Consider the following 15,716-nt stretch of genomic DNA (forward strand, 5'->3'; position numbering starts at 1 on the left):
ATCTACACGAGCCTTATCGTCGGCAGCGTCAGATGTGTATAAGAGACAGGTCGGAGCGGGCGTCCACCGTGACGACGCTCGCGGTGCGGCCACGCAGGGCGGCCGCCACCGCACGGCCGGTGACGCCGTACCCGGCGACGACGACCCGTGCGCGCTCCAGCGGCACGGCCGGTTCGACGACCGGCCGGCCCGCACCGGCCGCCCCCCTGCCCGGCAGGGCACCGCCGGACGGTGCCGGTTCCTGTCCGGCGCCGGCGTCCGAGCCGGACGGTGCCGGCCCTGGGGTCACGACACCACCCATTCGGCGTAGAAGATCCCCATGCCGAGCGCCGCGAAGAGGCCGGCGATCAGCCAGAACCGGATGACGATGGTCACCTCTCCCCATCCGGACAGCTCGAAGTGGTGGTGCAGCGGGGCCATCTTGAACACGCGCCTGCCGGTGGCCTTGAAGAACCCGATCTGGATCACGTCGGACATGACGATGATGACGAACAGCCCGCCGATGATCACGGCGAGGAACTCGGTGCGGGACAGGATGGACAGCCCGGCGAGCGCGCCGCCGAGGGCGAGCGACCCGGTGTCGCCCATGAAGATCTTGGCCGGGTTCGCGTTCCACCACAGGAAGCCGAAGCAGGCGCCCATGACCGCGGCGGAGACGATCGCGAGGTCCTGCGGGTCGCGGACGTCGTAGCAGCTCGGCCCGGCCGCCGCGAGGCGCTGGCAGGACTGGTTCAGCTGCCAGATCCCGACCAGCACGTACGCACCGAACGTGATGAGCGAGGCGCCCGTGGCCAGGCCGTCGAGGCCGTCGGTGAGGTTCACGGCGTTGGACCAGGCGGCAACCAGCAGGTTCGCCCAGATCACGAAGAGGATCAGGCCCACGGTGGCACCGAGGAACGCCAGGTCCAGGTCGGTGTCGCGCAGGAACGAGATCTTCGTGGACGCGGGGGTGCGGGAGTGCTGGTTCGGGAAGCCCAGGGCGAGCACGGCGAACGAGATGCCGACGAAGCCCTGCCCGATCAGCTTGGCCCGGGGGCTCAGGCCGAGCGAGCGCTGCTTGCGGATCTTGGTGAAGTCGTCCAGGAAGCCCACCACGCCCAGGCCCACCATGAGGTACAGGCACAGCAGCGCCGACATGCTCGGCAGCTGCTGGCTGACCAGCATCGAGGCGGCCACGCCGATGACCGTGCCCCCGATGATGACCACGCCGCCCATCTGGGGGGTGCCACGTTTCGTGAAGTGTCCGGTGGGCCCGTCCTGGCGGACGAACTGGCCGTAGTTCTTGCGGATCAGGAAGCGGATGAACAGCGGCGTGCCGAACAGGGACACGAGGAGCGCGACGGCCGCGCTGACCAGGATCGCGATCACCGGGTGGCCTCCTGTCCGGGCCGTGCCGCGATCGTCTCGCCGGTCCCGGCGAGGTGGTCGCCCAGGCGCCAGAGCCCGGCTCCCAGTGACGACTTGACGAGCACCACGTCGCGCGAGCGCAGCTCGCCGTCCAGGTAGTGCGCCGCCGCTTCGATGTCCGGCACGAACACCGTCTCCTCCCCCCAGGAACCTTCCTGGGTAGCTCCCTCATGAATGTGGTACGCACCCTCGCCCACCACGACGAGGAGCTTGATGTTGAGCCGGACGGCCAGCAGGCCGACGTCGTGGTGCGCGACACGCGAGTCGTCGCCCAGCTCGAGCATCTCGCCCAGCACGGCGACCGACCGCCGCTCGCGCCCGGCCATGATCGCCAGGGCCTTGAGACCTGCCCGCATCGAGTCCGGGTTGGCGTTGTAGGCGTCGTCGATCACCGTGACGCCGTCGGGCCGTTCGGCGACGGCCATGCGGTGCGGGCTGGCGGGGCCGGCCCCGGCCAGCCGGCCGGCGATGGTGACCGGGTCGATGCCGAGCCGCAGCGCCGCCGTCGCCGCCGCGAGCGCGTTGGTCACGTGGTGCTCGCCGACGAGGGCGAGGGTCACGGGGACCTCGACGGGCCCGGACGCCGGGGCGCCGGTTCCGGCCACGGACGGGAGGACGCGCAGCGTGAACGACGCGCGGCCGTCGGCCCCGATCGTCACGTCCTGCGCGCGGACGTCGGCGGACGGGATCGTGCCGAAGGTGACCACGCGTGTCCCCGCGGCCCGGTCCACGCGGTCGGCCATCGCGGCGACGCGCATGTCGTCGGCGTTCAGCACGACGGTTCCGCCCGGCCTCGTTCCCTCCGCCATCTCGCCCTTGGTCCGCGCGATCGCCTCGACGCCGCCGAACTTCCCGACGTGGGCGACGCCGACCGCGAGCACGATGCCCACCTCGGGCGGCGCGATCGAGGTGAGGTACTCGATGTTGCGCGGCGCGTCGGCGCCCATCTCCAGCACCAGGTACCGCGTGGAGGGCGTCACCTCCAGCACCGTCATCGGGAGCCCGACCTCGTTGTTCAGCGACCCCGCGGGCACGATCGTGGCTCCCTCGGGCCGCAGCAGCGCCCCGAGCAGATCCTTGGTGGTGGTCTTGCCGACCGAGCCGGTGACGGCCACCACCTTCAGGTCCGGGTTGGTCTCCCGCACCCGCGTCAGCACGTGGCGGGCGAGGTCGCCGAGCGCGCGCTGCGGGTCCGCCGTCACGACGACGGGCACGCCGGCACCGGGCAGCTCACGCGCGGCCAGCACGACCACGGCTCCGCCGTCGACGGCGCCCGGCACGAAGTCGTGCCCGTCCGCGGCCTCGCCCTCCCAGGCGACGAAGAGCGCACCGGGCTCCGCCTTCCGCGAGTCCGTGACCACCGGTCCGGTCACCCTCGTGTCCGGGTCGCCGTGCAGCGTTCCCCCGGTGGCTGCGGCGACCTGCGCCGCAGTCAGCTCGATCATGCTCAGCTCGTCCTCTCCTGCTTGATGTGGTCGGCCACGTGGTGGCCGGCCCCGTGCGGGGCGTCCGAGCCCTCGTGGGGCAGGCGTCGCGCCAGCGCCGCGCGGGCCTCCTCGCGGTCGTCCAGGTGATGGTCGACCCCGGCGATCTCCTGGATCGTCTCGTGGCCGCGGCCGGCGACGAGCACGGTGTCCTCGGGGTCCGCCCGGCCGATCGCGGTGGCGATCGCCTCGCCCCGGTCGGCGACCTCGGTCAGCTCCGGCACCGGTCCCGGCCCTCCGGCCAGTGCGGCGAGCGCCTCCCGGGCGCCGTCGAGCACGGCGGCGCGTACCGCCGCCCGGTCCTCGCCGTGCGGGTCGTCGTCGGTCACGACGACGACGTCGGCGCCGCGCACCGCGGCGGCGCCCATGAAGGGGCGTTTGCCGGGGTCGCGGTCGCCGGTCGCGCCGAAGACCACGGACAGTCTGCCCCTCGTGGTGGGCCGCAGCGCGGAGAGTGCCAGTTCGAGCGCCTCGGTGTTGTGCGCGAAGTCGACGACGACGCGCGGAGAGGTCGCGAGCACCTCCATCCGGCCGGGCACGGTCGCGGTGAGGCCGTCGGCGGAGCGCAGCGCCCTCTCGACCTCCTCGGCACCGGCGCCCGACTCCAGCACCATGGCAACGGCGAGCGCCGCGTTGGCGACGTTGTAGCCGCCGGGCAGCGAGGTGCGGGTGTGCAGGGCGCGGCCGTCGCGGTGGGTGAGGGTGAAGGCGGATCCGGTGCCGTCGGGCGTGATGGCGGACACGGTCCAGTCGGCGTCCGGGTCCAGGGGGCGCACTCCTGTTCCGGTGGTCAGGGTGGCCACGGGGACCTGCGCGCGGCGGGCCATGGCGACGCCGTGGTCGTCGTCGACCACGACCACCCCGCGGCGGGACCGGGCGGGGGTGAACAGCTCGGCCTTGGTGGCGAAGTACGTCTCCAGGTCGCCGTGGAAGTCGAGGTGGTCCTGCGTGAGGTTGGTGAACCCTGCCATGTCGTAGACCACGCCGTCCACGCGGTGCTGCGCGATGGCGTGCGAGGACACCTCCATGGCGAGCGCGTCGACGCCGTCGGACACCATGGCGGCCAGGACGGCCTGCAGGTCCGCGGCTTCGGGCGTGGTCAGGACGCTGGGCAGCACGCGGTCGTGGGACCGGGTCTCCACGGTCCCGACCAGGCCGCTGCGGTGGCCGAGGGCACGCAGCAGGTGGTCGAGCTGGTAGGTGGTGGTCGTCTTGCCGTTGGTGCCGGTGAGGCCGAACGTGGTCAGCCGGTCGGCCGGGGTGCCGTACACGCGGGCGGCGGCAGGGCCGGCGGCCGAGCGAGGGTCGGGCACGACGAGGACGGGCAGGTTCTCGCGGGGCAGGAGCGCGGCGCCGGCGGGGTCGGTCAGGACGGCCGTGGCGCCGCGGGCGACGGCGTCGGCGGCGAACCGGGCTCCGTGGACACGCGCGCCGGGGAGGGCCACGAAGAGGTCGCCCGGTCCAGCGGCACGGTTGTCGGAGACAACGCCCGTGACCTCGGCGTCCACGTCCGGGACGGGTGCTCCTAGGGCCGCGGCCAGGTCGCTCGCCCGATGTGGTGTCACGCGATCCGGGCGGATCCGAGCTTGCGGGGATGTCACGGGGTAGAACCTACCGTCTGCGGGCGCTCCTGCCGTACGCAGCCGCGCTGGACGGACCTGGATGTCAGTGTTCGGCGGGTGCGCCCCGCCCCGGAATCCCGCGCTTCGCGAGGGCGAGGACGACCGCGGCGATCGCGGCGGCCAATGTCCAGAACGCCCCCGTGTAGCCGGTCCGGGCGATGATCAGCCCGATCGTGAACGCGCCCGCGCCGAGTCCGCCGTCGTAGGCGATGTTCCAGATGGTGCTGGCCGCGCCGTGGTGGCCGGGGCCGAGGGTGTGCATGACGGAGACGAAGGAGTCGTTCTGGGTCGCGCCGAATCCGGCGCCGAGCAGGAACGCTCCGAGCAGGAGCCATGGGCCGCCGTGCAGGGAGACGGCGATGACGGCGGCACCCGCGGCGCAGGTGAGGCCGGCGGGCAGGAGGAGCCGGCCGGTGCCGATCCGGTCGCCGGCGGCACCCGCGGCCAGGCGCGCGGCGACCAGCGCGACGGACGCGGCCAGCAGGGCGAGGGCCACCTGCGCCGTTCCCGGGCCGGCGACCGGGAGGAACGTGGTCGTGGCGCCGAATGCGGCGGCGGTGAGCAGGAAGATCCCGACCGGCCGCACGATGTGCCGGGCAGCGGAGAGTGATCCGAGCGTGAAGCTCCCGCGACTGCGACCGGGCAGGCCGAGGGCGATCAGGGAGCCTGCCAGGGACGCGCCGCCCGCGAACCAGAAGGTGGTGCCGAAGCCCCAGGTCTGCGCCGCCCAGAGTCCTCCGGGCAGGGCGAGGAGGTTGGGCAGGGCGGCCGAGGTGCCGTAGAGCGCGGCCGAGCGGGCGAAACGGCCTTCGGGCGACAGTTCGGCGACCAGGGTTCCGCCGGCGACGACGACGAGCGCGAACCCGGCACCGCGCACGACGGACAGGGCCAGGACGGGCCACAGGTCGGGCGTGAGGAGGTAGAAGGGCGTCGGCACGCCCAGCAGCGCGGCGCCCGCGACCACCATGGTGCGCAGGTCCAGGACGCGGAACAGCCACGGCATGGCGAGCTGTGCGGCGACCGTGCCGGCCATCATGACGCCCGTCGTGCTGCCCATCGCCGCACTACCCGCGCCGCCCTCGGCGGCCCACAGGGGGACGACCGACAGCAGTGACGCGTAGTTCGCCAGCGCGAGGAACGTGACGGCCAGGAGCACGGCGAACCCGCGTGATCGTCGCGTCGCGCCGTGCGCGGTCCCTGTCGCGGCACTCGTCGTCATGGGGCGAGTGTGCGGCCCCGGGGGCTCGCCGGACAAGCGGGTTCCGCCTGCCGTGGTGGCGCGGCTCCTAACCGATTAGCCCCCTGCGATCGTCGAAGCGCTTCAACTACGTTCTCCCCTGCCGGGCACGACGCCGTGCCCGGCAGGGGCCGGCCGGCCCCTGAGGAGTCGGCACGAAGAGGTGAGCTGAGGATGAGACTTCGGCCAGTCGTCGCAGCCCTGACCGGGCTGGGACTCGGAGCGACCGGGCTGGGGGCGGGCGCCATCGGCATCGCGGCGGCCGGCCCGGCCACGGCATGGGCCGGGCAGCCGGCGGGCCCGGCAGGCGTCACCGCGCAGCAGGACGACGCCGCCCAGGAGACGGACTACGAGTGGGGCAACGTCGAGATCGTCGGGGGCGGCTTCGTCCCGGGCATCGTGTACAGCGAGGCCGAGCAAGGACTGGTCTACGCGCGCACCGACGTCGGTGGCGCGTACCGGCGCGACCCCGGATCGGATCGCTGGACCCCGCTCCTGGACCATGTGGGCTGGGAGGACTGGAGCCACAGCGGGGTCCTGTCGATCGCCCCGGACCCGTCGGACGCGGACCGCGTCTACGCGATGGTCGGGTCCTACACGACGTCCTGGGATCCGAACGACGGCGCGATCCTGCGCAGTTCCGACCGGGGCGAGACCTGGGCCAGGACCGACCTCCCGTTCCAGGTGGGCGGCAACATGCCGGGGCGCGGCATGGGCGAGCGGCTCGCCGTGGACCCGAGCGACCCGAGCGTGCTGTATCTCGGCACGGAGGGCGGCAACGGGCTGTGGCGCAGCACCGACAGCGGTGTGACCTGGTCGGAGGTGACCGCGTTCCCCAACCCGGGCAACTACGTCGCCGACCCGTCGGACCCCGACGGCTATCTGGGCACCAACCAGGGCGTCCTGTGGGTGGAGTTCGACCCGGCGGGCGCACCCACCGGGTCGCCGTCGCGCACGATCTACGTGGGCGTGGCTGACACGGAGAACAACGTCTACCGCTCCACCGACGCGGGCGTCACCTGGGAGCGCGTACCGGGCCAGCCCACGGGCTTCATCCCGCACAAGGCGGTGCTGGACACCGAGGGCGGCCAGTTCTACCTGGCGACGTCCGACACCGGCGGCCCGTACGACGGCTCGCTCGGTGACGTCTGGCGCCTGGACACGGCCACGGACTCCTGGACGCGGATCAGCCCCGTCCCGTCGGACGACCCGGACGCGTACTTCGGCTACTCGGGCCTGACGATCGACCGTCAGGACCCGGACACGATCATGGTGGTCAGCCAGATCTCGTGGTGGCCGGACCTTCAGGTCTACCGCAGCACCGACCGGGGCGAGACGTGGAGCCCGATCTGGGAATGGGCCTCCTACCCGCAGCGCAACCTGCGCTACTCGCTCGACATCTCCGGGGCGCCCTGGCTCGACTTCGGCCACCAGGACGCACCTGAGGACCCGAGCCCGAAGCTCGGCTGGATGACCGAGTCCTTCGAGATCGACCCCTTCGACTCCGACGCCTTCCTGTACGGCACCGGCGCCACCGTCTACGGCGGCGAGAACCTCACCGCCTGGGACTCCGGCGGCACCGTCGGGATCGGCGTGCGCGCCCAGGGCATCGAGGAGACTGCGGTCCAGGACCTGGCCGCCCCGCCGGGCGACGTCGACCTGATCTCGGCGATGTACGACATCGGAGGCTTCGTGCACGACGACGTGCACACCGTGCCCAGCGGCTTCCAGTACACGCAGCCTTATCAGACCGGCGTCGTGTCGGTGGACTTCGCGCAGGACGCACCGGACACGATGGTCCGTGCCGGCGAGTCCGACGACGAGGGGGCCGGGCACCTGGGCGTGTCGACGTCCGGCGGGGACTCGTGGTGGGCGGCACAGGAGCCAGCCGGTGTCACCGGGCCGGGCACGGTCGCGGTGAACGCGGACGGCTCGCGGATCCTGTGGAGCCCGGACGGGACGGACGTGCAGGTGTCCACGACCCTGGGATCGAGCTGGACCTCGTCGTCCGGGGTTCCGGCCGGCGCACGCATCGAGGCCGACCGGTCCGACCCGCAGCGCTTCTACGCGATGGCCGGCGGCACGTTCTACCTGTCCGGTGACGGCGGGGAGACGTTCACGGCCTCCGGGGCCGGCGGACTGCCCACCGGGGACGTACGGTTCGGCGCCGTGCCGGGACGACCGGGCGAGATCTTCGTGGCCGGCAGCGACGACGACGGCCCGTACGGGCTGTGGCACTCGGTCGACGGCGGCGCCACGTTCGACCAGTTGCCAGGTGTCGAGGAGGCGGACGCCGTCGGGTTCGGCGCCCCCGCGCCCGGCTTCGAGCACCCCGCGATCTACGTCTCGGCGCAGATCGACGCGGTGCGCGGCCTGTTCCGGTCCGACGACGCCGGAGCGTCCTGGGTACGCATCAACGACGACGAGCACCAGTTCGCCTGGACCGGCCAGGTGATCACGGGCGACCCGGACGTCTACGGCCGCGTCTACGTCGGCACGAACGGCCGCGGCATCGTCATGGGCGAGTTCACCGGCACCGCGCCGTCGCCCGAGCCGACACCGACGCCGACGCCGACGCCGACGCCGACACCGGAGCCCACGGACCCGGAGCCCACTCCGAGCCCGACACCGTCCGCGACGCCGAGCCCGGAGCCGACCGTGACCGATCCGGCGCCGGGCTGCACGGCCGGGTGGCGGGTCGTGAACGACTGGGGCAGCGGCTTCCAGGGCGAGGTCACCGCGACCAGGACCGCCACCGGGACGCTCGACCCGTGGGTGATCGAGTGGTCCTTCCCGCCCGGTGTCGAGATCTCCAGCGGCTGGGGCGCCGACGTCGTCCAGGAGGGCACGTCGGTCACGGCCACGGCACCGGCGTGGGACACCGGCCTGGCGTCCGGGGAGTCCGCGACCGTGGGCTTCGTGGCCACGACGCCGGACGGGGCGACGCCGTCGGCGGATGACATCCGGCTCGGGGGCGTCGCCTGCACCAGTCCCTAGATGTGGCGCCACCGCCGGCTCGGGCCCCTGTCCTCTCGGCCCGGCAGGCAGGCGATCCTCCACCATGGGACCCGGGGCGGGTGTCCGGTTCGGTCGGCGCCCGCCCCGTCTTCCGTGTGTCCGCCGGAAGGGGCAGCCCGCACGACCCGGATGCCGAACGGCCCCCGGAATTCGCGGCCGCCTGCGCCCACGGGGCGCCGGGCCGACGGGACACGCGCGGGTTCCCCATTCCTCCACCGCGTCTTTAGGTTCTTGACCTGCGCATTGACATTACCTGCACGAGTTGCCCCGATCAAATCTCAGGCTATGTGGAGCAAAGTGGAGTAGCGTGGAGGCCGCGGGAGCGCGAGGGGAGGTGCGAGCCGTGGACACTGCGACATCCGGACTGCCGGAGAGCCCGTCCAGCGGCCTGGGCCTCCTTCTGGGCACGTTCACCCCGAAGCTCGACGAGAAGGGCCGGCTCATCCTTCCCGCCAAGTTCCGGGGGCGCCTTGCCGGGGGTCTGGTCATGACCCGCGGCCAGGACCGGTGCCTGTTCCTGCTCCCGATGGACGAGTTCAGCCGGATCTACGAGCAGGTCCGTTCCGCGCCCGTGACGAGCCAGCAGGCGCGCGACTACCTGCGGATGTTCCTGTCGAGCGCCTCGGACGAGGTGCCCGACAAGCAGGGCCGGGTCTCCATTCCCCCTCCCCTGCGCGAGTACGCGGGCCTGGGTCGCGACGTCGTCGTGATCGGGGTCGGCACCCGCGTGGAGGTCTGGGACGCGGAGGCCTGGGCGGCCTACTCGGAGGAGAAGGAGGCGGGTTACGCCGATATCGCCCAGGCGATATCGGACCTCGGCATCTGACTCCGCTCAGGCCCGCCGGCCGTCCGGTGAGGCCTCCTCCCGCGAGATCTGGCGCACTTCCCCGGCGCCAGAAACGCGGAGGGAGACCTGACCGGACGGCCTCGTCCACGGACCGTGGCCCGCGGCACCTGGGCAAAACAAAAGAATCCGGCAAGCAACGAGAACGACATGAAATCGGAAGGAGGGCGGGACATGATGAACGCCACCGAAGACCGCACCGGCGACGCGGCGGACCGGCACGTGCCCGTCCTCCTGCAGCGCTGCGTCGACCTGCTCGCCCCCGCACTCACGGAGCCGGGCGCCGTGCTGGTCGACTGCACGCTCGGTATGGGCGGCCACACCGAGGGCGTCCTGGAGCAGATACCCACGGCGCACGTGATCGGCATCGACCGGGACCCCGAGGCCCTCCGGCTCGCGTCGGAGCGCCTGGCGCGCTTCGGCGACCGGTTCACGCCGGTGCACGCCGTCTACGACGAGATCGCCGACGTCGTCGCCGAGCACACCCACGGCGGTCCCACGCCGGGGGCCGCACAGGGCGTGCTCATGGACCTCGGCGTCAGCTCGCTGCAGCTCGACGAGACCGACCGCGGCTTCGCGTACGCCCAGGACGCGCCGCTCGACATGCGGATGGACCCCACCCGCGGGCAGACGGCGGCGGACGTGCTCAACACGTACGACGAGCGCGAGCTGGCCCGGATCCTGCGGGAGTACGGCGAGGAGCGGTTCGCCCCGAAGATCGCGCGGGCGATCGTCCGGCGCCGCGAGTCGGCGCCCTGGGAACGCTCCGGCGACCTGGTCGACCTGCTGCGCGCCACGATCCCGGCCGCGACCCGCAAGACCGGCGGGCATCCGGGCAAGCGCACGTTCCAGGCGCTGCGGATCGAGGTGAACGGCGAGATCGAGGTACTCGAACGCGCCGTCCCGGCCGCGATCGAGGTGCTGGCCGTCGGCGGGCGGATCGTCGTGGAGTCGTACCACTCGCTGGAGGACCGCATCGTCAAGCGGGCCATCCAGCGCGGGACGACGTCGTCGGCACCGCCCGGCCTGCCCGTCGAGCCCGAGACCCACAAGCCCTACCTGGAGGCGCTGACCCGGGGTGCGGAGACCGCGGACGAGCCGGAGATCGAGCGCAATCCTCGCTCGGCCTCGGTCCGGCTGCGTGCCGCCCGCCGGCTGCGTCCCACCCCGGACCATCTGCGCGACTCGCACGACCAGCGTTCCCGACCAGTTCAGGGGAATCCCCGCAAGCACCAGGCACGCAAGGAGGACCGCCGATGAGCGCAGCACGCGCAGCCGCCGCGCGGACCACGGCCGCACCCCACCGGTCGCCGTCGCGCCCGGCGAACCGTCGCCCGTCGCTGACCGCGATCGCCGGCGGCGCCGGACGCACCGGCCGCCGCTTCGACGCGGTCCGCGCACCCCTGCACGCCCGGTCCAAGATCCCGTTCCTCGTGCTGTGCGCCACGATCATGCTCGTGGCGCTCGTCGGCGCGCTCGTGCTGAACACGACGCTCGCCCGGGGCTCGTACGAGATGGCCCGGCTGCAGAGCGACGTGGGGCGCACCGCCCAGGACGTGCAGGGGCTGCAGGAGGACATCGCCCAGTCCGAGGCCGATCTGGCCACCACCGCCCGCTCCTACGGGATGGTGCCCGCCGAGAACCCGACCATGCTCTCGGTGAAGACCGGCAAGGTGGTGCGGGAGAACGACGAGTGACGGCGCCGCGGGAACCGGGGCGCGGGACCTCGTCGTCCCGGCGGAACACCGCCTCGCCGCGCTCGTCCGCGAGCGCGGCGAGCACCAGGGCCAGGAGCGCGTCGAAGGGGTCGAAGGGCGCGTCGGCGTCGAGGAAGTCCGGCGAACCCCGGACCACCGGCAAGCCCAGGACCGCCGGCAGGCCCAGGAACGGCGACCGGGCCGACGACGCCGGCACGTCCCAGGTGGGCGGGTCGAAGGCCGGTGCCGGATCGAGGGCCGGTGTCAGGTCGAAGAGCAGTGCTGGGTCGAAGGCCGGTGCCGGGTCGAAGAGCGGCCGCCGGGCCGCCGGGCGTACGTCGTCGGGCACGAGGACCGCCCGTGCACAGGCATCGGGCCCGGCAGCGCAGGGCGGGAAGTCCGCGACCCGGAAGACGGCGGACACCAGGACGCCGATCGCGAGGGCTCAGGGCAGGAAGACACCGGGGACGAAGACGCAGGGCGCGAGGTCCCAGGGCGCGAAGTCCCAGAGCACGAAGCCGCGTGGCGCCAAGACGGGTGGCACGAAGCCGCGTGGCGCCAAGGCTCGTGGCGCGAAGACACCGGGCGCCGGGGGCGGCGCGGCGGCCCGGAAGAAGCCGTCGCCCCGGACGTCGTCCCGGAACCGGTCCGCGTCCGCCCGGAAGCGCACCACCACGTCGCGCCTCGGCCTGCAGGCCCCGCCCGCGGCACGGCGTGCGCCGTCGTCGCCGAACGCCGGGACCCGCCCCGCGGCGGCGTCCGCGCGGCCCCGCGGCGCGGCAGGTGCGCGCCGCCCGGCCCCGCTGGAGGGGCGTCGCTTCACGCCGATGCGCCGGGCGCCCGGCAGCCCTGAGCTGCGGCAGCGCTGGCTGATCGGCGTCACCGCCGTGATCGTGCTGGTGTTCGTGGCGCGGCTCGTCCAGGTCCAGGTCATCCAGGGCCCGGCGCTGGCGGCCGACGCGCAGGCGTCCCGGCTCGCCACCGCCGTCACGCCGGCGCACCGCGGGGACATCACCGACTCCGCCGGCGTCGTGCTCGCCACGTCCGTGGACCGCTACACGGTCATCGCCGACCCCGTCGCGATCCAGTCGTTCCGCGGGCACGGCCGTGTCGACTCGCGGGGCAGGGCCGTGCAGAACGGTGCGCTGGGCGTGGCCCAGCTCCTGGGCCCGGTCCTGGACATGCCCGACGCCGAACTCGCCGCGAAGCTCGTGGGCGAGTCCCGGTACGTCGTGCTGGCCAAGGACGTCGTGCCGCGCGCCCAGCGCGCGATCGCGGAGCTCGGACTGCGCGCATACATCCGCACCGATCTGGTCAGCAAGCGCACCTACCCGGCGGGCACCGTGGGCGGCGGCCTGCTGGGCTTCGTGAACGGCGAGCAGGCCGGCCAGGCCGGCGTCGAGGCCGCGTACGACGACGTGCTGGCCGGATCGGCCGGCTCGGAGACGTACGAACGTTCGCGCGACGGCCTGCGCATCCCGGCCGCGGAGCAGGAGTACACGCCCGCGGTCCCGGGCGACGACATCCACCTCACGCTCGTGCACGACGTGCAGTGGAAGGCGCAGGACGCCGTCGACGCGGCGGTCAGGAAGACGGGAGCGGCGTACGGGATCGCCGTCGTGCAGGACGTGCGCACGGGTGAGGTGATCGCACTGGCCGACTCCGGGGCGCCGGACCCGAACGACCGCTCCACAGCCGCTGTGGCCAAGCCCTCCCAGGCGGTGACCGCCGTCTTCGAGCCGGGATCCACCGGCAAGGTGGTCACGATGGCCGCCGCGCTGGAGACCGGTGCCTGGCAGCCGGACTCGCAGTTCACGGTGCCCTACCGGTGGACGGCCCCGTCCGGGCAGACGTTCAGCGACTCGCACGAGCACGCCGTCGAACACCTCACGCTGGCCGGGGTACTGGCGGAGTCCTCCAACGTGGGCACCGTCATGGCCGGCGAGGGGATCCCGCTGCAGACACGCCAGGACTACCTGGAGAAGTTCGGGTTCGGGCAGCTGACGGGACTCGGCCTGCCGGGCGAGTCCGCCGGGCTCATGCCGCCCGACGACGTGACGAAATGGGACCTGCGCACCCGCGACACCGTGCTGTTCGGCCAGGGCCTCTCGGCCAACGCCATGCAGGTCACCGGGGTCTTCTCCACCGTGGCCAACGGCGGCATCCGCATGGCTCCCACCCTGCTGGCCGGCACCACGGACGCCGACGGCGAGGAGTCGGTCCCGGACCGCCCGGCCGGCGAGCGGGTCATCTCCACCGGGACCGCGGACACCCTCCTGCACATGATGGAGGCCGTGACGGGTGAGGAGGGCACGGCAGCCAACGCGAAGGTGCCCGGGTACCGCGTGGCCGGCAAGACGGGTACCGCGCAGATGTGGCTCGAGGGCGGCGGGCAGACCTACATGGCGTCGTTCGTGGGGGTGGCGCCCGCCGACGACCCCCGCTACACCGTCGGGGTCTTCCTCCGGTCCCCGCACTCCAGCATCTACGGCGGCGTGGTCGCGGCGCCGGTGTTCAGCGACATCATGAGCTTCACCCTGCAGACGATGGACGTCCCGCCCAGCGAGGAGAAGTACCGGCCGCTGAAGCTGACATGGTGAGGGGCGGACGGGCCGAGGTGAGCCGAAAGTGCAGCCGAGTGCTGTCGACGGTGTGCTGAACGCTGATCAGAGCATGTGCTGAACACCGGCTAGTCTCCTGAGTCAGGAATTCTGTTCAGATATGCGGCGAGTCGTTCAAGGATCTCGTCGGCGGTCTTGGTCCACACGTAGGGGCGCGGGTTGGTGTTCCAGCCGGCGATCCAGTCCCGGATGTCTTTCTCCAGGGACTGGACGGACTTGTGGACCCCGCGGCGGATCTGCTTGTTGGTCAGTTCGGCGAACCAGCGCTCGACGAGGTTGAGCCAGGAGGATCCGGTCGGGGTGAAGTGCAGATGGAAGCGCGGGTGGGCGACCAGCCAGGTCTTGATCGCCGGGGTCTTGTGCGTGGCGTAGTTGTCCAGTACGAGGTGAACGTCCAGGCCCTTCGGCGTCTGCTTGTCGATCTTGACCAGGAACTTCTTGAACTCCTCGGCGCGGTGGCGGCGGTGCAGGGAGCCGATGACCTGGCCGGTGGCGACCTCCAGGGCGGCGAACAGGGTCGTGGTGGTGCCGGCGCGCACGTAGTCGTGGGTGGCGCGCTCGGGGACGCCGGGCATCATCGGCAGGACCGGCTGGGAGCGGTCCAGCGCCTGGATCTGGGACTTCTCGTCCACGCAGAACACCAGCGCCCGCTCCGGCGGGTCGAGATACAGCCCCACCACGTCGTGGACCTTGTCCACGAAGAACGGATCCGTGGACAGCTTGAACCCCTCGACGCGGTGGGGCTGCAGACCGAAGGCCCGCCAGATGCGCGAGACCGTCGACTGCGACATGCCCATCTCGGCCGCCATCGCCCGGGTCGACCAGTGCGTGGCGTCCTTGGGTTTGGTCTCCAGCGTCCGGGTCACCAGCGCCGCGACCTGCTCGTCGGTCACCGACCGCGGGCCACCCGAACGGGGCATGTCACCCAGGCCTGCGATCCGGTGCTCCACGAACCGCGCCCGCCACCGCCCCACCGCATGCGGCGTCGCCCCCAGTTTCTGCGCGACCGCCTGATTCGTGGCACCCGTCGCGCACTCCAGGATGATCCGGCACCGCAACGCCCACGACTGAGGCGTCGAGCGCTTACGCACCCACCCCTCCAACGCCGCACGCTCATCCTCGCTCAGCAGCAGCTCTGCCTTCGGCCTGCCCACCTGCCCCATCAGGCAAGACTATCTTCTGAACAGAATTCCAGACTCAGGAGACTAGCGAGTGTGCTAGATGCGGGATAGGGCGTCTCGACCGGTGCTTCGACGCGTCTCCGTTCGAAGCCATGACGATGCCAGACGCCCCAAACCTGCCCGACTACATCGACATGGCGGTGCGCGGCGGGTTCCCCGAGGCCATCACCATGACAGAGCGTCAGCGCGGCTTCTGGTTCCCGGGGTACGTCGATCAACTGGTCCACCGTGACGTCACCGCACTCGCCGAAGTCCGTTCGCCAGAGCGACTCGCCGCGCTGCTCCAGGCAACGGCCGTGTCCAGCGCCGGCACACCCGCTCTGGCCACGATCGCCACAGCAGCCGGCATCGACGCCTCGACCGCACGTGTCTACCTCGACCTCCTCGAAGGTGCCCAGGGAAGGGTCGTCGGCATTGAGATCAAGGCCAAGGCAAGCCCGGAGCCACGCGATGCCCGCCACCTCGAGTGGCTCCAGGACGAACTCGTCGACACCTTCGTGAAGGGGATCGTGCTCCATTCGGGAGCGGCTTCCTATCCACTCGGCAAGAACATCTGGGCGCTCCCGATCGCGACGGTCTGGCGGTGACGGGATGTGCTTCGCACG

General features: G+C 72.4%; 13 protein-coding genes. 6 read left to right on the top strand and 7 right to left on the bottom strand.

Going from position 1 to position 15,716, the window contains the following annotated elements:
- Window positions 1-28: 28 nt before the first annotated feature.
- The 5 genes from HGK34_RS14235 to HGK34_RS14255 all read right to left on the bottom strand — a co-directional run bounded on the left by HGK34_RS14235 (window position 29) and on the right by HGK34_RS14255 (window position 5,732).
- Window positions 29-289: a hypothetical protein gene (locus tag HGK34_RS14235; protein WP_201848501.1), complete on the bottom strand. Its 261-nt coding sequence runs from the start codon at window positions 287-289 to the stop codon at window positions 29-31.
- Window positions 286-1,368 carry a phospho-N-acetylmuramoyl-pentapeptide-transferase gene (gene mraY / locus HGK34_RS14240; protein ID WP_201848504.1) on the bottom strand — a complete coding sequence of 361 codons (1,083 nt, stop codon included), beginning with the start codon at window positions 1,366-1,368 and terminating at the stop codon, window positions 286-288. The genes HGK34_RS14235 and mraY overlap by 4 nt, the downstream gene beginning before the upstream one ends.
- On the bottom strand, window positions 1,365-2,852 hold the full coding sequence (locus HGK34_RS14245; RefSeq protein WP_201848506.1) for a UDP-N-acetylmuramoyl-tripeptide--D-alanyl-D-alanine ligase: 1,488 nt from the start codon (window positions 2,850-2,852) through the stop codon (window positions 1,365-1,367). The genes mraY and HGK34_RS14245 overlap by 4 nt, the downstream gene beginning before the upstream one ends.
- Window positions 2,853-2,854: 2 nt before the next feature.
- Window positions 2,855-4,492, bottom strand: coding sequence for a UDP-N-acetylmuramoyl-L-alanyl-D-glutamate--2,6-diaminopimelate ligase (locus HGK34_RS14250; protein ID WP_201848508.1), 1,638 nt, complete (start codon window positions 4,490-4,492; stop codon window positions 2,855-2,857).
- Between the two features lie 64 nt (window positions 4,493-4,556).
- Entirely contained in the window at window positions 4,557-5,732 is a 1,176-nt protein-coding gene (locus HGK34_RS14255; protein ID WP_201848510.1) for an MFS transporter, read from the bottom strand.
- A gap of 192 nt (window positions 5,733-5,924) precedes the next feature.
- Here HGK34_RS14255 and HGK34_RS14260 point away from each other — a divergent pair, with 192 nt between their 5' ends.
- From HGK34_RS14260 to ftsL, 4 genes are all read left to right on the top strand, one after another.
- Window positions 5,925-8,747 (top strand): cellulose binding domain-containing protein, encoded by a 2,823-nt coding sequence (locus HGK34_RS14260; protein WP_244666750.1) that lies wholly within the window; start codon window positions 5,925-5,927, stop codon window positions 8,745-8,747.
- 364 nt (window positions 8,748-9,111) lie between these two features.
- The gene (mraZ, locus tag HGK34_RS14265) at window positions 9,112-9,594 is read left to right on the top strand and encodes a division/cell wall cluster transcriptional repressor MraZ (protein ID WP_307815964.1); all 483 of its coding nucleotides are present in this window, start codon (window positions 9,112-9,114) and stop codon (window positions 9,592-9,594) included.
- Between the two features lie 195 nt (window positions 9,595-9,789).
- A complete protein-coding gene (rsmH, locus tag HGK34_RS14270) occupies window positions 9,790-10,872 on the top strand; it encodes a 16S rRNA (cytosine(1402)-N(4))-methyltransferase RsmH (RefSeq protein ID WP_201848512.1) in 1,083 nt (360 codons plus the stop codon).
- Window positions 10,869-11,309 (top strand): cell division protein FtsL, encoded by a 441-nt coding sequence (ftsL, locus tag HGK34_RS14275; RefSeq protein WP_201848514.1) that lies wholly within the window; start codon window positions 10,869-10,871, stop codon window positions 11,307-11,309. The genes rsmH and ftsL overlap by 4 nt, the downstream gene beginning before the upstream one ends.
- A gap of 445 nt (window positions 11,310-11,754) precedes the next feature.
- Here the strand turns inward: ftsL and HGK34_RS22790 are convergent, their stop codons facing one another.
- Window positions 11,755-12,132 carry a hypothetical protein gene (locus HGK34_RS22790; protein WP_244666751.1) on the bottom strand — a complete coding sequence of 126 codons (378 nt, stop codon included), beginning with the start codon at window positions 12,130-12,132 and terminating at the stop codon, window positions 11,755-11,757.
- A 4-nt stretch (window positions 12,133-12,136) separates the two neighbouring features.
- On the opposite strand from HGK34_RS22790, the gene HGK34_RS14280 reads away from it, so the two are divergent.
- Window positions 12,137-13,909: a peptidoglycan D,D-transpeptidase FtsI family protein gene (locus HGK34_RS14280; protein ID WP_244666752.1), complete on the top strand. Its 1,773-nt coding sequence runs from the start codon at window positions 12,137-12,139 to the stop codon at window positions 13,907-13,909.
- 89 nt (window positions 13,910-13,998) lie between these two features.
- Here the strand turns inward: HGK34_RS14280 and HGK34_RS14285 are convergent, their stop codons facing one another.
- Complete coding sequence (locus tag HGK34_RS14285) at window positions 13,999-15,093, bottom strand: IS630 family transposase (protein ID WP_201848516.1); 1,095 nt, start codon at window positions 15,091-15,093, stop codon at window positions 13,999-14,001.
- A 110-nt stretch (window positions 15,094-15,203) separates the two neighbouring features.
- Here HGK34_RS14285 and HGK34_RS14290 point away from each other — a divergent pair, with 110 nt between their 5' ends.
- The gene (locus HGK34_RS14290) at window positions 15,204-15,698 is read left to right on the top strand and encodes a DUF8612 domain-containing protein (RefSeq protein WP_201848518.1); all 495 of its coding nucleotides are present in this window, start codon (window positions 15,204-15,206) and stop codon (window positions 15,696-15,698) included.
- Window positions 15,699-15,716: the final 18 nt, after the last annotated feature.

Origin of the sequence: Myceligenerans indicum (assembly GCF_016742955.1) — a bacterium.
In the GTDB taxonomy this organism is placed as follows: Bacteria; Actinomycetota; Actinomycetes; order Actinomycetales; family Cellulomonadaceae; genus Myceligenerans; species Myceligenerans indicum.